Annotated in this window: 20 protein-coding genes; 17 read left to right on the forward strand and 3 right to left on the reverse strand. The window is 69.5% G+C overall.

The genetic code is table 11. The annotated features are described in order from the left end of the window. Positions 1–28 precede the first annotated feature (28 nt). Both ACM26Y_RS09165 and ACM26Y_RS09170 read right to left on the reverse strand, forming a co-directional pair. Positions 29–733, reverse strand: a complete 705-nt coding sequence (locus ACM26Y_RS09165) for a DUF305 domain-containing protein (protein ID WP_416063278.1) — start codon at positions 731–733, stop codon at positions 29–31. Between the two features lies 1 nt (position 734). Next, on the reverse strand, positions 735–1,568 hold the full coding sequence (locus ACM26Y_RS09170) for a DUF3105 domain-containing protein (RefSeq protein WP_416063279.1): 834 nt from the start codon (positions 1,566–1,568) through the stop codon (positions 735–737). Between the two features lie 180 nt (positions 1,569–1,748). Between ACM26Y_RS09170 and argS the strand changes: the two genes are divergently transcribed. From argS to prfA, 8 genes are all read left to right on the forward strand, one after another. Then, positions 1,749–3,401 carry an arginine--tRNA ligase gene (gene argS, locus ACM26Y_RS09175; protein WP_054373231.1) on the forward strand — a complete coding sequence of 551 codons (1,653 nt, stop codon included), beginning with the start codon at positions 1,749–1,751 and terminating at the stop codon, positions 3,399–3,401. Further along, positions 3,398–4,819: a diaminopimelate decarboxylase gene (lysA, locus tag ACM26Y_RS09180; RefSeq protein ID WP_416063280.1), complete on the forward strand. Its 1,422-nt coding sequence runs from the start codon at positions 3,398–3,400 to the stop codon at positions 4,817–4,819. The genes argS and lysA overlap by 4 nt, the downstream gene beginning before the upstream one ends. An 11-nt stretch (positions 4,820–4,830) precedes the next feature. Next, positions 4,831–6,141 carry a homoserine dehydrogenase gene (locus ACM26Y_RS09185; RefSeq protein ID WP_054373249.1) on the forward strand — a complete coding sequence of 437 codons (1,311 nt, stop codon included), beginning with the start codon at positions 4,831–4,833 and terminating at the stop codon, positions 6,139–6,141. Further along, entirely contained in the window at positions 6,138–7,232 is a 1,095-nt protein-coding gene (gene thrC, locus ACM26Y_RS09190; RefSeq protein WP_003935243.1) for a threonine synthase, read from the forward strand. Before ACM26Y_RS09185 ends, thrC begins: the two co-directional genes overlap by 4 nt. Before the next feature lie 35 nt (positions 7,233–7,267). Continuing rightward, the gene (thrB, locus tag ACM26Y_RS09195; protein ID WP_003935244.1) at positions 7,268–8,197 is read left to right on the forward strand and encodes a homoserine kinase; all 930 of its coding nucleotides are present in this window, start codon (positions 7,268–7,270) and stop codon (positions 8,195–8,197) included. A 353-nt stretch (positions 8,198–8,550) separates the two neighbouring features. Further along, a complete protein-coding gene (gene rho, locus ACM26Y_RS09200; RefSeq protein WP_416063281.1) occupies positions 8,551–10,578 on the forward strand; it encodes a transcription termination factor Rho in 2,028 nt (675 codons plus the stop codon). 141 nt (positions 10,579–10,719) lie between these two features. Beyond that, positions 10,720–10,953, forward strand: a complete 234-nt coding sequence (gene rpmE / locus ACM26Y_RS09205) for a 50S ribosomal protein L31 (RefSeq protein ID WP_003935764.1) — start codon at positions 10,720–10,722, stop codon at positions 10,951–10,953. A gap of 109 nt (positions 10,954–11,062) precedes the next feature. Next, on the forward strand, positions 11,063–12,142 hold the full coding sequence (gene prfA / locus ACM26Y_RS09210; protein ID WP_003935763.1) for a peptide chain release factor 1: 1,080 nt from the start codon (positions 11,063–11,065) through the stop codon (positions 12,140–12,142). Positions 12,143–12,165: 23 nt separating this feature from the next. On the opposite strand, the gene ACM26Y_RS09215 is transcribed toward prfA, so the two are convergent. After that, on the reverse strand, positions 12,166–12,636 hold the full coding sequence (locus ACM26Y_RS09215) for a hypothetical protein (protein ID WP_416063282.1): 471 nt from the start codon (positions 12,634–12,636) through the stop codon (positions 12,166–12,168). 140 nt (positions 12,637–12,776) lie between these two features. On the opposite strand from ACM26Y_RS09215, the gene prmC reads away from it, so the two are divergent. From prmC to atpA, 9 genes are all read left to right on the forward strand, one after another. Next, positions 12,777–13,697 (forward strand): peptide chain release factor N(5)-glutamine methyltransferase, encoded by a 921-nt coding sequence (prmC, locus tag ACM26Y_RS09220; protein WP_040781832.1) that lies wholly within the window; start codon positions 12,777–12,779, stop codon positions 13,695–13,697. Between the two features lie 36 nt (positions 13,698–13,733). Next, entirely contained in the window at positions 13,734–14,396 is a 663-nt protein-coding gene (locus ACM26Y_RS09225; protein ID WP_416063283.1) for an L-threonylcarbamoyladenylate synthase, read from the forward strand. An 18-nt stretch (positions 14,397–14,414) separates the two neighbouring features. Continuing rightward, positions 14,415–15,620, forward strand: a complete 1,206-nt coding sequence (locus ACM26Y_RS09230; protein ID WP_003935759.1) for an MraY family glycosyltransferase — start codon at positions 14,415–14,417, stop codon at positions 15,618–15,620. Positions 15,621–15,682: 62 nt separating this feature from the next. Further along, positions 15,683–16,099, forward strand: a complete 417-nt coding sequence (locus tag ACM26Y_RS09235) for a hypothetical protein (RefSeq protein WP_416063647.1) — start codon at positions 15,683–15,685, stop codon at positions 16,097–16,099. Positions 16,100–16,358: 259 nt separating this feature from the next. Further along, the gene (atpB, locus tag ACM26Y_RS09240; RefSeq protein ID WP_172603547.1) at positions 16,359–17,207 is read left to right on the forward strand and encodes a F0F1 ATP synthase subunit A; all 849 of its coding nucleotides are present in this window, start codon (positions 16,359–16,361) and stop codon (positions 17,205–17,207) included. 89 nt (positions 17,208–17,296) lie between these two features. Beyond that, positions 17,297–17,548, forward strand: coding sequence for an ATP synthase F0 subunit C (locus ACM26Y_RS09245; protein ID WP_003935756.1), 252 nt, complete (start codon positions 17,297–17,299; stop codon positions 17,546–17,548). 10 nt (positions 17,549–17,558) lie between these two features. Next, positions 17,559–18,119 (forward strand): F0F1 ATP synthase subunit B, encoded by a 561-nt coding sequence (locus ACM26Y_RS09250; protein ID WP_003935755.1) that lies wholly within the window; start codon positions 17,559–17,561, stop codon positions 18,117–18,119. A gap of 5 nt (positions 18,120–18,124) precedes the next feature. Continuing rightward, the gene (locus ACM26Y_RS09255; RefSeq protein WP_040781830.1) at positions 18,125–18,964 is read left to right on the forward strand and encodes a F0F1 ATP synthase subunit delta; all 840 of its coding nucleotides are present in this window, start codon (positions 18,125–18,127) and stop codon (positions 18,962–18,964) included. 64 nt (positions 18,965–19,028) lie between these two features. Next, positions 19,029–20,672, forward strand: coding sequence for a F0F1 ATP synthase subunit alpha (gene atpA, locus ACM26Y_RS09260; protein WP_003935753.1), 1,644 nt, complete (start codon positions 19,029–19,031; stop codon positions 20,670–20,672). The last annotated feature ends 42 nt before the right edge of the window (positions 20,673–20,714 follow it).

A 20,714-nucleotide genomic window follows, 5' to 3' on the forward strand; every position in this document is an offset into this window, starting at 1 on the left:
CCGTCCCCCGTCGTGCGGGTCCGCACTGTCAGTTCATGGGCAGCGGTTGCGCACCGCGCTCCGCGAGCATCGCCGTCATGAGCTCCGACTCGCTGGTCTGGGTGTCGACCATCGTCTGCGCCAGGGTTCGCACCGCCGGCTGGCCCGCGTACTGCGCGCCGTACTCCATCATCGGCAGCCCGCCCTCGTGGTGGCGCAGCATCAACTGCAGGAACAGCACGTCGAGTTCCGGGCCGGTGGCGCCGCGCAGGTTCGCCAGGTCCTCGGACGTCGCCATACCGGGCATCCGGGCGGTCCCTGCCCCGGCCGTGTGCCCATCGCCGCTCGCGTGGCTCGCGTCGCCGTGGCCGTGGCCGGAGTCCTCGGTCATCCACGTCATGTAGTCCCCGGCAGGCAGCAACGGCTGCCCCCACAGCGACAGCCAGCCCTGCATCTGGCCGACCTGGTTCTGCTGGGTGGTGAGGATGTCGTACGCCAGGTTGCGTACCCGCTGGTCGTCCGACTTCGTCAGCGCCACAGCGGACATCTCGATGGCCTGGTTGTGATGGACGGTCATGTCCTGCGCGAACCCGACGTCCACGGAGCCGGCGTCCGGTGCCACCGGCTGCGAGTCCTCCAGCGGGATATGTGCGAGGAATCCGAGCAGGAACCCGATCGCGACGGCCGCGACCAGGCCCAGGATCAGACCGGTCGTGCGCCGGCCCGTGCCGGCGGTGACGGTGCCGTCCGTCATGTCAGCTCCCCGCCGGGGCCTGCATGTCGGCCGGCACCTGCTCGGTGCCGTCCGCCGTGCCGCCGTCCATCGGCACCGCGTCCGGACCCGGCGCCGAGGGATCGAACGGCGGGGGGCTGCTCGGGTCGAACGAGCCGGGCAGGGTGGAGCAGCTCGCGCCGACCTCCGGGTAGGTGTAGCGGTTGAGCCGCAGCGACGCGATGAAGTGATCGATTCGCTCGTCGTCGGCGGAGTCCACCTTCAGCTGATGCCCCCACGACTGCAGGGCGATCGGGGAGTCGAGCCCCGGGTAGGGCGACATCATCAGGTAGGACTTGCCGTCCACCTTCGCCGCGAGCGCATCGACGCCGGCCTGATCGACCAGGTCGGGGTTGTAGGTGATCCACACCGCGCCGTGCTCGAGAGAGTGCACGGCGTTCTCGGTGCGGATCGCCTCGGGGTACACGGTGCCGGTGCACGTGGCCCAGATCGCGTCGTGCGGCCCACCGAACGGCGGGCTCTGGTCGTACGCCACGCGCTGCGTGGCCCCGATGTGCTGACCGGCGGGGTAGTCGACCGTCACGACTCCCTCGATCGCGGTCGACGGATCCTGATTCGACTCGGACGGCGTCCACGCCGCCAGCGCCTGGGAATCCTGGTACTTCGGGATGATGCTGGCGGCGATCACCGCGACCAGCGCGACCACCGCGACCACGCCACCGATCAGAAGCCACGGGATCTGCCGCTGCTTGGGCAGACCGCGACCGCCGCTCTTCTTCTGGGCGGCCTTGATCGCCTTCGCAGACTTGGCACCGGACTTCTTGCCGGAACCGCCACTTACCGAACCGCTGGGCATCGTTGGGTGCTCTTTCGACGGATGGACAACAGGGGGCGCACGACGCTCGGTCCGCGCGTGCTCTGTCAACTCTACGGGCGGACGGTGCACGGACGTCCCCGCGGCGGCCGGGCGGTGACCGCGGCAACAGGCCGGACCGGCGTCACGACAGGGAAGGCGGAGCCAATAGGATAGAGACCCGTGACTCCTGCCGACCTTGCCGAACTGCTCCACGGAACCGCTGCGAGGGTGCTCGCCGAGCGTGACCTCGACGTGTCCGTCCTGCCCGAGACCCTGACGGTCGAGCGGCCCCGCAACCCGGAGCACGGCGACTACGCGACCAACGTCGCGATGCAGGTCGCGAAGAAGGCCGGCGTCAACCCGCGCGAACTCGCGGGCTGGCTGGCCGAGGCCCTCACCGCCGCCGACGGCATCGAGTCGGCCGAGGTGGCCGGACCGGGCTTCCTGAACATCCGTCTCGCCGCCGATGCCCAGGGCGCGATCGTCGCCCAGGTGCTCACCCAGGCGGCCGCGTACGGTAACGCGGACACGCTGGCCGGAACCCGCATCAACCTCGAGTTCGTCTCCGCGAACCCCACGGGCCCGATCCACCTCGGCGGCACCCGCTGGGCCGCGGTCGGGGACGCGCTCGGCCGGATCCTCACCACCCAGGGCGGCGACGTCACCCGGGAGTACTACTTCAACGACCACGGCGCCCAGATCGACCGGTTCACCCGCTCGCTCGTCGCCGCGGCGCAGGGGCAGCCCGCGCCGGAGGACGGTTACGCCGGCGCGTACATCGTCGACATCGCGCAGGCCGTGCTGCAGCAGCGCCCGGACGCGCTCGCGCTGCCCGAGGCCGAACGGCACGAGGTGTTCCGCTCGATCGGCGTGGACCTGATGTTCGCCCACATCAAGCGCACCCTGCACGAGTTCGGTGTCGACTTCGACGTGTACTTCCACGAGAACTCCCTGTTCGAGTCGGGCGCCGTGGAGAAGGCCGTCGAGACGCTCAAGACCTCGGGGAGCCTCTACCACCAGGACGGCGCCTGGTGGCTCAAGAGCACCGACTTCGGTGACGACAAGGACCGCGTCGTCATCAAGAGCGACGGCAACGCCGCCTACATCGCCGGGGACATCGCCTACTTCCAGGACAAGCGGTCGCGCGGCTTCGACCTGTGCATCTACATGCTCGGCGCGGACCACCACGGCTACATCGGCCGCCTCAAGGCCGCCGCCGCCGCGTTCGGTGACGACCCGGACACCGTCGAGGTGATGATCGGGCAGATGGTCAACCTCGTGCGCGGCGGCGTCGCCGTGAAGATGAGCAAACGCGCCGGCACGGTCATCACCCTCGACGACCTCGTCGAGGCGATCGGCGTCGACGCGGCCCGCTACGCGCTGGTGCGGTCGTCGGTGGATCAGAGCATCGACATCGACCTCGAGCTGTGGGCCAGCACCACCAACGAGAACCCGGTCTACTACGTCCAGTACGCGCACGCCCGGCTCTCGTCCATCGGGCGCGGCGCCGCGGAGCTCGGTCTCGGCGCCGAGGGCGCCGACCTGTCGCTGCTCGACCACGAGCGCGAGGGTGAGCTGATCCGCACGATCGGCGAGTACCCGCGCATCCTCGCCAAGGCCGCCGAACTGCGGGAACCGCACCGCGTCGCGCGGTACCTCGAGGAACTCGCCGGCGCCTACCACCGCTTCTACGACTCGTGCCGCATCCTGCCGCAGGGCGACGAGGAGCCGGGACCGCTGCACACGGCGCGGCTCGCGCTGTGCGCGGCGACCCGCCAGGTCCTCGCCAACGGACTCGGACTGCTCGGCGTCAGCGCCCCGGAGCGGATGTGAACGCGCACCCCGCCGGTCCCCGGCACGCCGAGATCCCGCACGCACCGGGCCTGACCGAGCGGCCGGCGAACGCCGCCGAACTGAACTTCCTGCACCCGAACGTGTGGCCACGCAACGCCCGGCGCGGCGACGACGGCGTCGTGACGATCGCCGGTGTGCCCGTCACCGAACTCGCCGAGCGGTACGGCACCCCGCTCTTCGTCGTCGACGAGGACGACTTCCGCTCTCGATGCCGGGAGATCGCGGCCGCGTTCGGGCCGGGCGCGAAGGTCCACTACGCGTCGAAGGCGTTCCTGTGCACCGAGATTGCGCGCTGGGTCGACCAGGAGGGCCTGTCCCTCGACGTCTCGACCGGCGGTGAGCTCGCCGTCGCGCTGCGTTCCGGGTTCCCCGCCGGGAAGATCGCCATGCACGGCAACAACAAGTCCGTGGCCGAGCTGCGGACCGCCGTCGCCGCGGGCGTCGGGCACATCGTGCTGGACTCCATGTCGGAGATCGACCTGCTCGACGCGGTCGCCGGCGAACTCGACGTCGTGCAGGACGTGCTGATCCGCGTCACCGTCGGCGTCGAGGCGCACACCCACGAGTTCATCTCCACCGCGCACGAGGACCAGAAGTTCGGCCTGTCGCTGGCCGGCGGGGTGGCCATGGCCGCCGTCCGCAAGGTGTTCGCGAGCGATCACCTGCGCCTGGTCGGCCTGCACAGCCACATCGGCTCGCAGATCTTCGACGTCGACGGATTCGAGCTCGCGGCGCACCGGGTCATCGGCCTGCTGCGCGACGTCGTCGACGAATTCGGCGTCGACAAGACCGCGCAGATGAACATCGTCGACCTCGGCGGCGGCCTCGGCATCTCCTACGTGCCCAGTGACGACCCGCCGCCCGTGGAGGAACTCGCCGCCAAGCTGCGGCACATCGTGCAGACCGAGTCCACCCTCGCCGGTCTGCCCGAACCGACCCTCGCGGTCGAGCCCGGCCGCGCCATCGCCGGCCCCGGCACCGTGACCCTCTACGAGGTGGGCACCATCAAGGACGTCGCGGTGGGCGCACACCAGATGCGCCGATACATCAGCGTCGACGGCGGCATGAGCGACAACATCCGCACCTCGCTGTACCAGGCCGAGTACGAGACCCGCCTGGTGTCGCGGGCCGGCGACGCCGAACCGGTCGTGTCCCGCGTCGTCGGCAAGCACTGTGAGAGCGGCGACATAGTCATCCGCGATGCCTGGATGCCCGCCGACCTCGAAGCCGGCGACCTGTTGGCCGTCGCCGCGACCGGTGCATACTGCTACTCGATGTCCAGCAGGTACAACCTGCTGCCCCGTCCCGCCGTCGTGGCGGTCAAGGACGGCGCCGCCCGCGTCGTCCTGCGTCGGGAAACCGTGGAAGATCTGCTCAGCTTGGAGGTTACGGAGTGACGACCGAAGCGGTGACCAGCGAACCGGGGCAGCGCCCGATCGGTGTGGCTGTGCTCGGGCACGGCACCGTCGGAGCCGAGGTCGTGCGCATCATTCGCGACGATGCCACCGATCTCGAGGCGCGCATCGGTGCGCCGCTCGAGCTGCGCGGGGTGGCCGTGCGCACCGTCCGCGACGACCGCGGCATCCCACAGGACCTGCTCACCACGGACGCCGAGGGCCTGATCACCCGCGACGACGTGGACATCGTCGTGGAGGTCATCGGCGGCATCGAACTGCCGCGCAAGCTCGTGCGCGCGGCTCTCGACTCGGGCAAGTCCGTGGTCACCGCCAACAAGGCGCTGCTCGCGGAGTACACCGGCGAACTCGCCGAGGCCGCCGAGGCCAAGCGCGTGGACCTGTACTTCGAGGCGGCCGTCGCGGGCGCCATCCCCGTCATCCGGCCCCTCACCCAGTCGCTGGCCGGTGACAAGGTGAACCGGGTCCTCGGCATCGTCAACGGCACCACCAACTACATCCTCTCGGCCATGGACGAGACCGGCGCCGACTACGCCGAGACGCTCGCCGAGGCGGTCCGGCTCGGATACGCCGAGGCCGACCCCACCGCGGACGTGGAGGGCTTCGACGCCGCATCCAAGGCCGCGATCCTGGCCTCGATCGCGTTCCACACCCGCGTCACCGCCGGCGACGTCTACCGCGAGGGCATCTCGAAGATCACCGCCGCCGACCTGACCACCGCGCGGGCACTGAACTGCACCGTCAAGCTGCTGGCCATCTGCGAGCGGATCACCACCGACGGCCGGGACCGGGTCTCGGCGCGCGTCTACCCGGCGCTGGTGCCGCGTGAGCATCCCCTCGCCGCCGTCAACGGCGCCTTCAACGCGGTCGTCGTCGAGGCCGAGGCGTCGGGACGCCTGATGTTCTACGGCCAGGGAGCCGGCGGCTCGCCCACCGCGTCCGCCGTGATGGGCGACCTGGTGATGGCTGCCCGCAACCGGGTGCACGGGGGCCGTGGGCCGCGGGAATCACGGTACGCGGACCTCGAGATCGCCCCGATGAGCGACATCGTCACCCGCTACTACGTCAACCTGCAGGTCGCGGACCGGGCGGGTGTGCTCTCGGCGGTGGCCGCCGAGTTCGCCAAGCGGGACGTGAGCATTGCCGCCGTGCGCCAGGAGGGCGCCGGTGAGGGCGCCCGCCTCGTGGTGCTGACGCACTGCGCCACCGACAAGGCGCTGTCGGACACCGTCGCAGCGCTCGACCAACTCGAATCCGTGATCGCTGTGACCAGCGTCCTGAGACTGGAGGGATCCGCCGAATGAGCGCGCCCGAGAAGAACACCGCCACCCCCGTGCACACCCCGTGGCCGGGTCTGATCGAGGCGTACCGCGACCGGCTCCCGATCGGTGACAACTGGAAGACCGTCACCCTCCGCGAGGGCGGCACCCCGCTGCTGCCGGCCGCACACCTGTCGGAGCTGACCGGCTGCGAGGTCCACCTGAAGGTCGAGGGCCTGAACCCGACCGGCTCGTTCAAGGACCGCGGCATGACGATGGCCGTCACCGACGCCCTCGCCCGTGGCCAGCAGGCTGTGCTGTGTGCCTCCACCGGCAACACCTCCGCGTCCGCGGCCGCATACGCCGTCAAGGCCGGCATGGGCTGCGCGGTGCTGGTCCCGGACGGCAAGATCGCGATGGGCAAGCTGGCCCAGGCGGTCATGTACGGCGCGAAGATCATCCAGGTCCAGGGCAACTTCGACGACTGCCTCGAGCTCGCCCGCAAGACCACCGCCGAGTTCCCCACGATCGGCCTGGTGAACTCCGTCAACCCCGTGCGCATCGAGGGCCAGAAGACCGCGGCGTTCGAGATCGCCGACGCGCTCGGCGACGCGCCCGATGTGCACGTGCTGCCGGTCGGCAACGCCGGCAACATCACCGCCTACTGGCGCGGCTACACGGAATACTTCGCGGACGGTCTGACCACCCGCAAGCCCCGCATGCTCGGTGTCCAGGCCGCGGGCGCGGCGCCGCTGGTGCACGGTGCTCCCGTCAAGGACCCGGAGACGATCGCCACCGCCATCCGGATCGGCGCCCCGGCGTCGTGGCACGGCGCCGTGACCGCCAAGGAGGAGTCCGGGGGCGCGTTCCGGGCGGCCACCGACGAGGAGATCCTCGAGGCGTACCGGCTCGTCGCCGCCACCGAGGGTGTGTTCGTCGAACCGGCGTCCGCCGCCTCGATCGCCGGTCTGCTCGCCGCCCGCAAGGAGGGCTGGCTCGATTCCGGGTTGAAGGTCGTGTGCACCGTCACCGGCAACGGTCTGAAGGATCCCGACACGGCACTGCTCGGGATGCCCCAGGTGGAGCCGATCCCGGTCGACCCGGTCGCGGTGGCCGCAGCGCTCGAGCTGGCCTAGTGACGGCCGCGCCCTCCTCCGTTGGGAAAGACGACATGACGCAGACGCTGCCCGTCGGGATCTCCGTGACCGCCCGGGTCCCGGCCTCGAGTGCGAATCTGGGACCGGGTTTCGATTCGCTCGGGCTGGCCCTCGGGTTGTACGACGAGATCACGGTCACCACAACCGCATCGGGTCTCGAGGTGCGCGTCGAGGGCGAGGGCGCCGAAGAGGTGCCGTGGGGGCCGTCGCACCTGGTGGTGCGGGCGGTCGAACGCGGCCTCGAAGCCGCCGGCGTGTGGGCGGACGGCCTGGACGTGTTGTGCCGCAACGTTATTCCGCATTCGCGCGGACTGGGTTCGTCGGCGTCGGCGGTCGTCGGGGGTCTGGCGGCCGCCAACGGGCTCGTGCGCAAGGTGGCGCCCGAGCGTGTGCTCGGCGAGTCGCAACTCGTCCAGCTCGCCTCCGAATTCGAAGGCCACCCGGACAATGCCTCCGCCAGCATCCTGGGCGGGGCGGTCGTATCGTGGTGCGAATCGACCGTCGGCGACGAGCAGCGCACGTACCGCGCGGTGCCGCTCACGGTCCACCCGACGGTGCGGGTCGTCGTGCTGGTGCCGTCGTCGCGCTCGTCCACCGCCCACACCCGCGGACTGCTCCCGGATCTCGTACCGCACCGCGATGCAGCGTTCAACGTCAGCCGCGCGGCGCTCGCCGTCGTCGCCCTCACGGAGCGTCCGGACCTGCTGATGCCGGCGACCGAGGACCTCCTGCACCAGGCGCAGCGCGCGCCGGCGCTGCCGGCGACCACCAAGTGGATCGCGACCCTGCGCGCCGCGGGGATCCCCGCCGCGGTCTCCGGTGCCGGCCCCACGGTGCTCGCCCTGACGACCGAGCCGTTCCCCGCGGACCTGCGGGCGGCCGCGGAGGCGGACGACATGACCGTGCTCGAACTCGATGTCGCGGACGGCGTGCAGGTCGTGTGACCGAGCCCCAGGGCCTGTCGGGTCGGGTGCCGACCCACGGCGACACGTCCGGGGGTTCTCCTTGCTCAACGTACAGTTCGTCGCTATTCTGTGCTTAGTCCGCACGTCGTGCGTTTCCGTCGCTGGCTTTCCAGGGCATTCACTCCAGATCCATCGGGGCGATCGATCCTGGATCGATCCTCTCCTGACATCGTTTCGGGAAGACGGACCGACCGCATCTGCCGGAGGATGGCGTGATGGCGGACGTGCCGACCGTTCGATCCGTGAACACGTACGGCAATCCCAGATCGACGCCAGATCTGGAACGAACCCTCGACTCTGCGTGGCGCGAGTGAGGGAAGGAAAGGATCTCCGTGACAGATACGGACCTGATCGCTACGCCTGTTCTCGATACCACGGATTCGTCCGCGGGAGCGCAGGCCACCGATCCTGCACAGACTGCACCGCGCGCCGGCGGCCGGCGTGGCGCCGGTCTCTCCGGCATGGTGCTGGCCGAGCTGCGGACTCTCGCGGCCGAACTCGGCATCAAGGGAACCTCCGGGATGCGTAAGGGCGATCTGATCGCCGCCATCAAGGAGCGCCAGAGCGGCGGAGCCGCCGAGCCGGCCCCTGCGGCGGAGCAGCCGGCCCGGCCGGCGCGGACTCGTCGCGCCCGGGTCGCTGCCCAGGACACTGCTTCCACGACCGCCGTCGCCGAGCCGGCCGCGGCTGCGCCGGCCGCGACGACGGCGGCGCCGGAGAAGCCCGCCGAGGCGCCCGAGCAGCCCGCCGAGGGCGAGGCCGAGGGCGGTCGCCGTGGTCGCCAGCGTCGCGGTCGCCGCGGCGGTGACCAGACCGCCGAGACGGTCGAGGCCCCGAAGGAAGCCGCCCAGGTGCGGACCGACGAGAAGCCGCGCGCCGAGGAGAAGACCGAGGAGAAGGCCGAACCCTCCGAGGGGCGGCGGGAACGCGGCCAGCGCGACGGTCAGCGGGACCAGCGCGAGGCTCAGCGCGACGGTCAGCGGGACCAGCGCGAGGCTCAGCGGGACGGTCAGCGGGACCAGCGCGAGGCTCAGCGGGACCAGCGTGACCAGGGCGAACGCGGTCGTGAAGACCGGGGGCCCCGTCAGGACGGCCGTGGCGGCGACGAGGAGGACGGCCGCGGTCGCCGCGGTCGCCGCTTCCGTGAGCGTCGTCGCGGACGCGACCGCGGTGAGGTCGGCGGCGACACCCGCGAGCCCGAGATCCGCGAGGACGACGTCCTGCAGCCGGTCGCCGGCATCCTCGACGTCCTGGACAACTACGCGTTCGTCCGGACCTCCGGGTACCTGGCCGGTCCCAACGACGTGTACGTCTCGATGAACATGGTGCGCAAGAACGGCCTGCGCCGTGGCGACGCCATCACCGGCGCGGTCCGCGTGCCGCGTGAGGGGGAGCAGGGCAACCAGCGGCAGAAGTTCAACCCGCTGGTCCGGCTCGACACGGTCAACGGCGGCGACGTCGAGGCCGCCAAGCGCCGCCCGGAGTTCAACAAGCTCACCCCGCTGTACCCGAACCAGCGGCTGCGGCTCGAGACCACCCCGAACATCCTCACCACCCGAGTGATCGACCTGATCATGCCGATCGGCAAGGGCCAGCGTGCCCTGATCGTCTCGCCGCCGAAGGCGGGCAAGACGACGGTGATGCAGGACATCGCGAACGCGATCACGACCAACAACCCCGAGTGCTACCTGATGGTCGTGCTGGTGGACGAGCGGCCCGAAGAGGTCACCGACATGCAGCGTTCGGTCAAGGGCGAGGTCATCGCCTCGACCTTCGACCGCCCGCCGTCGGACCACACGTCGGTCGCCGAGCTGGCCATCGAGCGGGCCAAGCGGCTCGTCGAGCAGGGTCGCGACGTCGTCGTCCTGCTCGACTCGATCACCCGGCTCGGCCGCGCGTACAACAACTCGTCGCCGGCGTCGGGCCGCATCCTCTCCGGTGGTGTCGACTCGACCGCCCTGTACCCGCCGAAGCGGTTCCTGGGCGCGGCTCGCAACATCGAGAACGGCGGCTCGCTCACCATCATCGCCACGGCCATGGTGGAGACGGGTTCGACGGGCGACACCGTGATCTTCGAGGAGTTCAAGGGCACCGGCAACGCCGAGCTCAAGCTCGACCGCAAGATCGCCGAGCGGCGCGTGTTCCCGGCGGTGGACGTCAACCCCTCCGGCACGCGCAAGGACGAGCTGCTGATGAGCCCGGACGAGTTCGCGGTGGTGCACAAGCTGCGCCGCGTGCTCTCCGGCCTGGACTCGCACCAGGCCATCGATCTGCTCATCGACCGGCTCAAGAAGAGCAAGAGCAACATCGAGTTCCTCCTGCAGGTGTCGAAGACGGCGCCGGGAGCACTCGACGACTGATCGCCGCAGCCGCGGCGGGGCATGCCCCGGGACGGAATTTCTCGTCCCGGGCATGCGTTTGGCATAATCGAACAGCTCAGTCCGGTCCCGGTTCACGTCTTCGATCCGCGAAGGCGACCCGGCGGCCACGAAAGGGACACCATGAAGGCAGGAATCCACCCGAACTACGGGACGACCACCGTCGTCTGCGGTTGCGGGAACACGTTCGAGACGCGCAGCACCGCGGAGTCGGGACGGATCACCGTCGAGGTCTGCTCGCAGTGCCACCCGTTCTACACGGGCAAGCAGAAGATCCTCGACACCGGCGGACGCGTCGCCCGCTTCGAGGCTCGCTACGGCAAGCGCACCTCCAAGAAGGACGCTGCCGACCAGTAGCTGTCTCGCCGACGCCCGGTTCTGTCTCAGTCACAGGCCGGGCGTCGGCTTTTTTCTCCGGATCCGTGCGCGGCACGGACCGGCACGACGGACGAGTGGAGCGAATCACATGGCGGGGCAGACCAAGCCGTCGGCCATCGACGACATCCTGGCCGAACACGCCGGACTCGAGCAGCAGCTGTCCGACCCGGCGCTGCACAACGACCCGGCGGCAGCACGCAGGGTCGGCAAGCGGTTCGCCGAGCTCGCCCCCGTCATGGCCACCTACACCAAGCTGCGAGCCGCGCGCGACGATCTCGAAGCCGCGCGGGAACTCGCCGCGGACGACGCCGCGTTCGCCGCCGAGGTGCCGGCACTCGAAGAACGCGTCGGCGAGCTCGACAAGACCCTCACCGACCTGCTCGCCCCGCGTGACCCGCACGACGGCGACGACGTCGTGCTCGAGGTCAAGTCGGGGGAGGGCGGCGAGGAGTCCGCGCTGTTCGCCGCCGACCTCGCCCGCATGTACATCCGGTACGCCGAACGGGCCGGCTGGCGCGTCGAGGTCCTCGGCGCGACCATCTCCGACCTCGGCGGCTACAAGGACGCGACGCTGTCGATCAAGTCGAAGAGCGATGTGCGCGACGGCGTCTGGTCCCGCCTGAAGTTCGAGGGCGGCGTGCACCGCGTCCAGCGCGTCCCCGTCACCGAGTCCCAGGGCCGCGTGCACACCTCCGCGGCCGGCGTGTTCATCTACCCCGAGCCGGACGAGGTCGAGGAAGTCCAGATCGACGAGTCGGATCTGCGCATCGACGTGTACCGCTCATCCGGCAAGGGCGGCCAGGGCGTCAACACCACCGACTCGGCGGTGCGCATCACGCATCTGCCCACGGGCATCGTCGTCACCTGCCAGAACGAGCGGTCCCAGCTGCAGAACAAGGCACGGGCGATGCAGGTCCTCGCCGCGCGGCTGCAGGCGGCGGCGGAGGAGGCCGCCGAGGCGGAGGCGTCCGCGGGACGGGCCAGCCAGGTGCGCACGGTGGACCGCTCCGAACGCATCCGCACCTACAACTTCCCCGAGAACCGGATCACCGATCACCGCATCGGCTTCAAGGCCCACAACCTCGACGCGGTGCTCGACGGTGACATGGACGCCCTGCTCGATGCGCTGGGCACCGCCGACCGGGAGGCCCGGCTCACGGCGGAATGACGCGTGAGCCGGGTACCGGTCCGTTACGGAGCGGGCTCGCCGGGCTCGTCACCCGGGTCGTCGTCCCCGGGCACCTGCGAGATGTCGATGCCGGGAAGCAGGAAGCAGTTCTCGCCCTTCGCGTTCTGATGCGGTCCCCAGACGGCGGACACGACCGTGCCGGGCCCGGTGTCCAGCAGCGCGATCGGGACGTCGCTGCTCTGCGGCGACGCGGTCAACGAGGCGCCCCCGGTCTGCCAGGTGGCCGTGTTGACCCAGTTGAGCTGCCCGTTCTGCGCCTTCTGCTCGCCGACCGCGAAGAACAACCGACCCTCCTCGAGGGCGTCGCTGTCCGTCTCGGTCACGCTGTGGACCGGCGCGACGTAGCTGCAGAGCAGCGGGGTGGGCTGGACGTCGATCGGCGACGCGGACGCGAGTTCGGGCGCCGCGAGGGCGCCGGCGGCGGCGAATGCGACGACGGACGCTGCCCGAACCGTGGATTTCGACTTCGTCACTGGAAGATCCTCTCCGTGGTTCCGTAGTCCTGAGTTCCGTAGTCCAGGTCCGGATCGGACCTTCTCGATCATGCCGCAGACCGAGCCGATGCGTGACCTGTCCGTTTCCGTGGCGTGACCGGCATGGCAGTCTGTACGCCGTGACTCGTCAACCCCTGCGCCTGGCGATCCTCGAAGCGGTGTCGGTGCTCGAGGAAGCCGGTGTCCCCAGTCCGCGTGTGGACGCCGAACTGCTCGCCGCGCACCTGCTCGGCATCGAGCGCACCCGTCTCGGTCTCGTGCCACTCGTCGACCCGGCCATGATCGATGCGTACCGGGCGATGATCGCGCAGCGCGCCAAGCGGATCCCGTTGCAGTACATCACCGGCAGCACGGGGATGGGGGAGATCGACATCGAGGTGGGTCCCGGCGTCTTCGTCCCGCGGCCCGAAACCGAACTGCTGCTGGCCTGGGCGCTGGCGCACCTCGAGGGCCTCCAGGAACATCCGCCGGTCGTGCTCGACCTGTGCACCGGCTCGGGTGCCCTCGCGCTGGCGATCGCGCATGCCCGGCCCGACGCGATCGTGCACGCGGTGGAACTCGAGCCCCACGCCCTCGCCTGGGCACGGCGGAACGCGGAGCGGTGCGCGGCCGCCGGAGACACACCGATCCTCCTGCATCAGGGAGACGTGACGGACCGCAACCTGCTCACCGCCCTCGAGGGCCGGGTCGACGTCGTGGTGTCGAACCCGCCCTACATTCCCGAGGGAACCGACCTTCCGCCCGAGGTGATCGAGCACGATCCGCACACCGCGCTGTTCGGCGGACCGGACGGGATGTCGGTGATCAAGCCGATGGTCGCGAACATCGCCCGCTGGCTGCGCATCGGCGGTGCGGTCGGCATCGAGCACGACGACACCAACGGACCCCTGGTCGCGGAGCTGTTCGCGCAGCGCCGCGTGTTCGGTGAGGTGACCGAGCACCCGGATCTGGCGGGCCGGCCCCGGTTCGTCGTCGCCCGCCGGGTGCCGACCGACGTGGAGGCCCGACGTGCCCGAGCCCAGGGTGAGGCCGGTGTGTGATGCCGGACTCGTTCGCCGCAGTGGAAGGATGAACCCGTGAGCACCGTCTACGACTGCAACAGCCCCGATTCCCGGGCCGCCGGCCTGACGGCCGCCAAGGGCGCGCTGAAGGCAGGCAGGCTCGTCGTCGTCCCCACCGACACGGTGTACGGACTCGCGGCGGACGCCTTCGACAGCGATGCGGTGACCAGCCTGCTGCGTGCCAAGGGCCGGGGCCGGGACATGCCGGTGCCGGTGCTCGTCGGGTCGTGGAACACGATCGACGGCCTGGTGAGCACCGTCCGTCCGCAGGCGCGGGAACTGATCCGCGCATTCTGGCCCGGTGGCCTGAGTCTTGTTGTGCACCAAGCTCCCTCGCTCGCGTGGGACCTGGGGGATACCCGTGGCACCGTGATGCTGCGCATGCCGCTGCACCCCGTGGTGCTCGAGTTGCTGCGCGAGGTGGGCCCCCTGGCGGTGTCGAGCGCGAATGTCTCCGGCCGGCCGCCGGCCACCACGGTGGACGAGGCGCGCGCCCAGCTCGGCGGATCGGCCAGCGTGTACCTCGACGGCGGCCCGGCCGAACACGCCGTCGCCTCCACCATCGTCGACCTGACCGCCGATCGTCCGCGCGTGCTGCGCGAGGGGGCCGTGGCGGTCGAGGACATCGCGGAGGTGCTGGGCGAGGACCCGGCGCAGCTGCGTACCGGCGGGGAGTGACGGCGGGGACCGGACGAAGTGACTGTCGCCGACACGGCATCCCTGGTACTGGCCCAATCGGGCCGCGGCGCCGGCGTGCCCATCCGTGAGCTGCTGCTCGTGCTCCTCACCGCCGCGGTCGTCACCTTCCTCTCGACGGGGGCCGTGCGGATCGCCGCGATCCGGTTCGGCGCCGTCGCGGTACCCCGGGACCGGGACGTGCACGTGCAGCCGACACCGCGCCTGGGCGGCGTCGGAATGTACATCGGCCTGGTGGCGGGCCTGCTGTTCGCCCAGCAACTGCCCGCTCTGACCCGAGGTTTCGAGTACACCCCCGACATGGGGGCGGCGCTGGTGTCGGGCACCATCATCGTGATCGTCGGGATCATCGACGATCGTTGGGGACTCGACGCGCTGACCAAGTTCGTCGGGCAGGTCACGGCGGCGGGGGTGCTCGTCGTCATGGGCGTGAGCTGGATCGTCATCTACGAGCCCTTCGGTGGCAGCACCCTCATCCTCGACCAGTTGCAGGCGGGACTGTTCACCGTCCTGGTCGCGGTGGTGATGATCAACGCGATGAACTTCGTCGACGGCCTCGACGGGCTCGCGGCCGGTCTCGGGCTGATCGCGGCCGTCGCGATCTGTGTGTTCTCCGTCGGACTGCTGCACGATCAGGGCGGGGACGTCGGTGCGTATCCGCCCGCCCTGATCGCCGCGGCCCTCGCAGGGGCCTGCCTGGGTTTCCTGCCGCACAACTTCCAGCCGGCCCGGATCTTCATGGGCGACTCCGGGTCGATGCTGATCGGCCTGATGCTGGCGGCGATCTCGACGAGCGCGTCGGGGCGCATCCCCTTGGCCGCCTACGGCACCCGCGACCTGCTCGGTCTGCTCTCCCCGCTGATCCTCGTGGGTGCAGTCATGTTCATCCCCATCCTCGACCTGCTGCTGGCGATCGTCCGGCGCACCCGGGCCGGGGTCAGTCCGTTCAGTCCCGACAAGATGCACCTGCACCATCGGCTGCTGCAGATCGGGCACTCGCATCGCCGGGTGGTGCTGCTGATCTACCTGTGGGTCGGGGTGCTCGCCTTCGGCGCCGTCGGTTCCTCGCTGCTCGACCGCCGGGCCGTCGTGCTGCTCGTGGCGGGCGGGCTGGTGTTCGCGCTGGTCGTCACGGCGGTGCCGTCGCTGCGTCACGACGACGCCGGCCGTCCCCGGCGGCGGAGGCGCCGCGGACGGGTCCGTTAGGCTTGACTCCCGTGACCTCCCCGGATCAGCCTCTGCCCGCCCTGCCCGACTCCTCCGCGCCGATGCGCGCCGCCGTCCGGTACGGCGTGTTCGGGCTGATCGTGCTGACGGTCGTCGCCACCGTCATCGGTGGCCTCGTCGCCGGCCTGCCGGGGGTGTGGGGTGCGCTGATCGGCGCTGCCGTGGGCGGCGGCTTCATCCTCTTCACCGCGCTCGGCGTGCTGCTCACCGCCCGCCTTCCGGCGACGACGGCGGGTGCGGTGCTGCTGGGCACCTGGCTGCTCAAGCTGATCCTTGCGATCGTGGTGATGATGCTGCTCAGGCCGCTCGACTTCTACGACAAAGGTGCGCTCGTACTCACGATCGTCTTCGCGTTGCTCGTCGTCCTGGGCGCCGAGACCTACGGAGTCTTGTCGCAGCGCGCGCTCTACGTGGAGCCTGCCGGTAGCGCTGAGCAGGGGAACAACGACGAACGGTAGTACCGTCGTTGTCAATGACCTCGCGGTACGGGCACCCGCCTACACAACGTCGTAGAAGTGTTGATAAGGTCGTCCCAAGCGAGTGCGACTGCCTGCGATTCCCGAGGAGTCGAGTGCGGTTGTGTCCTCGCAGGCGGTCGTGTTCGAATGGCCGCCGAGTCGACGAGAGTCGCCGACACCGACAGACGCTGGCCCCGATCGGGAGCCGACAGCAGCTGGCGAATACGCGAGCCGACCTGGTCGACTTGTTGGATCGTCAATGTCCGATCGAACCGCAGACGGCAATGCCTGCGGCCGACTACGGGAGAGAGCGCTGAGCGTCACCACCTTGGCTGCCGGAGAATTCCACGCGCCGTCACTAGCCGATTTCTTCCCCCCAGCAGTTCTGTTCGAAGGCACCCCCTTCGAAATGGACCGCCTGATGCTCATCCGCGTCGTCGTGGCCGTGCTCGTGGCGCTGTTCTTCGCGCTCGCGATGCGCAGCCCGAAGATCGTGCCCCGCGGTGTGCAGAACGTCGCCGAGATCATGATCGACTTCGTGCGGATCAACATCGCCGAGGACATCCTCGGCAAGCAGCAGGGCCGCCGATTCCTTCCGGTTCTCGTGACCATCTTCTTCCTCGTGGTCGGACTCAACCTGACGTCGGTCATCCCGTTCCTGAACATCTCGTCGAACGCGCGTATCGGAATGCCGATCGTGCTGGCGGCCCTCGCCTACGTCGTCTTCAACTACGTGGGCATCAAGAAGTACGGGTTCTTCCGCTACGTCAAGAGCAGCATCGTCGTGCCGAACCTGCCGCCCGCGCTGCACGTGCTGGTCATCCCGATCGAGTTCATCTCGACGTTCCTGCTGCGCCCGTTCACGCTCACCATCCGTCTCATGGCGAACATGCTGGCCGGCCACATCATGCTGGTGCTGTTCTTCAGCGCAACCCAGTTCTTCTTCTTCAGCGCCGACGGCGCGATGAAGATCTTCGGTATCGGCTCGCTGATCGGTGGCATCGCGTTCACCTTCTTCGAGCTGCTGGTGATCGTCCTGCAGGCGTACATCTTCGCGCTGTTGACTGCGGTGTACATCGACCTGGCGCTGCACGCCGAAGAGCACTAGCACGCCGACCGGCACTACCCACACAACACACAGACTGACTCGGTTGCCGATCCCCGGGGCCGAGCCACAAGAAAGGGAATGGAACACCAATGAGCGTTGCGCTTCAGGCAGTTGACGTCCTCGCCCAGACGGAGAGCACCATCAGCGGTCTCGGTGCGGTCGGCTACGGCCTCGCGGCCATCGGCCCCGGCATCGGCATCGGCATCGTCGTCGGCAAGGCGATCGAGGGCATGGCCCGCCAGCCCGAGATGGCCGGCCAGCTGCGCACCACCATGTTCCTCGGTATCGCGTTCACCGAGGCCCTGGCGCTGATCGGTATCGTCGCCGGCTTCATCTTCTGATCTGACGACCATGGCTGACAGCATCCTGTTGCTCGCGGCGGAGGCGGAGGACCAGAATCCTCTGCTCCCTGCGACGTACGACATCGTCTGGTCGCTGGTCGCCCTGATCATCGTCGGGCTCGTCTTCTGGAAGTACGTGCTTCCGCTGTTCCAGAAGGTGCTCGACGAGCGTTCGGAGCTGATCGAAGGCGGCATCAAGAAGGCCGAGGAAGCTCAGGCCGAGGCAAAGGCCGCGCTCGAGCAGTACCGCGCGCAGCTCGCCGAGGCCCGCACCGAGGCGGCGCAGATCCGTGAGGAGGCCCGCGCCCAGGGCCAGCAGATCATCGCGGACATGAAGGCCCAGGCCCAGGAGGAGAGCGACCGCATCGTCGCTGCCGGTCACAACCAGCTGCAGGCCCAGCGCCAGCAGATCGTGACCGAGCTGCGCGGTGACCTCGGCCGCACCGCCGTGGATCTGGCCGAGAAGGTCATCGGGGAGTCCCTCTCCGACGACGTCAGGCGTGCCGGCTCGATCGACCGCTTCCTCAGCGAGCTCGACTCCCTCAGCGCTGACTCTGCATCCCGAAAGTGAGCACCATGTACGCAGCAAGCCGTGAGGCACTCGCTCAGACGCGTTCCGCGCTGCAGGGCGCGTTGGCGTCGAGCACCGCATCCGCTGCCGCGGGTGCCGCAACTGCAGCTGCGGCGCAGGCCGGCTCCGAGCTGTTCTCGGTGGTCGAGGTGCTCGACGATCAGCGCACCCTGCGGAGTGCGCTGGCCGACGCCTCGGCCCCGGCAGCCGGCCGGCAGGCGCTGGCCGAGCGGGTCTTCGGGAGCAAGGTCTCGCCCGTCACCCTCGCGACCCTGAAGGAGGCGGCAGGGCAGGACTGGTCGACCCAGTCCGACCTGACCAACTCCCTCGTTCAGCTGGGTCGCGAAGCCCTCCTGACGGCAGCGGCCGACCAGAATCAGCTCGACACCGTCGAGGACGAGCTGTTCCGGCTCGGTCGCATCGTGGCCGGCAACGCCGAACTCGAACAGGCCCTCTCCGATCGCACCAAGCCGCTGGCGGCCAAGCGCGAGTTCCTCTCGCGGCTGCTCTACGGCAAGTCCACCGCGATCACCGAGGCCCTGGCCGTGCAGGCCGTCGGACGGCTGAAGGACAAGGCCCCGGCCGATGCGTTCGACGAACTGTCGAACCTCGCCGCCACCCAGCGGGACCGCGCCGTCGCCCACGTGCGCAGTGCGGCACCCCTCAGCGCGGCGCAGACCGAACGGCTCACCGGTATCCTGACCAGAACGTACGGCAAGCCGGTCACGGTGCACGTCGAGGTGGTTCCCGAGCTTCTCAGTGGATTGGTCGTCCGGGTGGGCGACGAGGTCATCGACGGCACCGCCGCGGGTCGACTCGCCGCAGTGCGCAAGAGCCTCACGTAGTCCACTACCGAACACACACACATTGCGATCTTTTCGAAGACCAGATACCGAGAGCAGGAAGAACATGGCGGAGCTGACGATCTCCTCCGACGAGATCCGTAGCGCGATCGACAACTACACCGCGAGCTACTCCCCGGAGGCCTCCCGCGAGGAGGTCGGCGTGGTCGCCGACACCAGTGACGGCATCGCGCACATCAGCGGTCTGCCGTCGGCGATGGCCAACGAGCTGCTGGAGTTCCCCGGCGGTGTGCTGGGCGTGGCCCTGAACCTCGACGCCACCGAGATCGGTGCCGTCATCCTCGGCGACTACCAGGACCTCGAAGAGGGCCAGGAAGTCAAGCGGACCGGCGACGTTCTGTCGGTGCCGGTCGGCGACGGCTACCTCGGCCGCGTCGTGAACCCCCTGGGTCAGCCGATCGACGGCCTCGGCGACATCGAGGCGACCGAGAACCGGGCCCTGGAGCTGCAGGCCGCGACCGTGCTGCAGCGTCAGCCGGTCGAGGAGCCGCTGCAGACCGGCATCAAGGCCATCGACGCGATGACCCCGATCGGCCGCGGCCAGCGCCAGCTGGTCATCGGTGACCGCAAGACGGGCAAGACCGCCGTCTGCGTCGACGCGATCCTGAACCAGAAGGCCAACTGGGCCACCGGCGACCCGAAGCAGCAGGTCCGCTGCATCTACGTCGCGATCGGCCAGAAGGGCTCCACCATCGCGGGCGTCAAGGCTGCCCTCGAGGAGCACGGCGCGATGGAGTACACCACCATCGTCGCGGCCCCCGCGTCCGACTCCGCCGGCTTCAAGTGGCTCGCCCCCTACACCGGTTCGGCCATCGGCCAGCACTGGATGTACCAGGGCAAGCACGTGCTCATCGTGTTCGACGACCTCACCAAGCAGGCCGAGGCGTACCGCGCGATCTCCCTGCTGCTGCGCCGCCCGCCGGGACGTGAGGCCTACCCGGGCGACGTGTTCTACCTGCACTCGCGTCTGCTGGAGCGCTCGGCCAAGCTGTCCGACGAGCTCGGCGGTGGTTCGCTGACCGCCCTGCCGATCATCGAGACCAAGGCCAACGACGTCTCGGCCTACATTCCGACCAACGTCATCTCCATCACCGACGGCCAGGTCTTCCTCGAGTCCGACCTGTTCAACAAGGGCATCCGTCCCGCCATCAACGTCGGTATCTCGGTTTCCCGAGTCGGTGGCGCCGCGCAGACCAAGGGCATGAAGAAGGTCTCCGGTTCGCTGCGTCTGGAGCTTGCGCAGTTCCGCGAGCTCGAAGCGTTCGCCGCCTTCGCCTCCGACCTCGACGCGGCCTCGAAGGCGCAGCTCGAGCGCGGCCAGCGTCTGGTCGAGCTCCTCAAGCAGGACCAGTACGCCCCGGTCGCCGTCGAGGACCAGATCGTGTCGATCTACCTCGCCGGCCAGGGTGTCTACGACTCGGTGCCCGTCGGTGACGTGCGCCGCTTCGAGACCGAGCTGCTCGAGGACCTGCACCACAGCGCGTCGGGTGTCTACGAGCAGATCGCCGGCGGCAAGGCGCTGACCGACGACTCCGCCTCCGCGCTGCTCGCCGCGACCAACAAGTTCAAGGAGGGCTTCATCGCCTCCGACGGAACCCGCGTCGTGAACGAGGCCGAGGCCGAGGCCCTGGGCGCCGACGAGGTCGAGCAGGAGCAGGTTTCCGTCAAGCGCACCACTGTTCGCAAGTGAGCGTGGAGACCATGACCCAGCGTCCTGTGAAGGGAGTGTGAT

Source organism: Rhodococcus indonesiensis, assembly GCF_047782815.1.
In the GTDB taxonomy this organism is placed as follows: domain Bacteria; phylum Actinomycetota; class Actinomycetes; order Mycobacteriales; family Mycobacteriaceae; genus Rhodococcus; species Rhodococcus indonesiensis.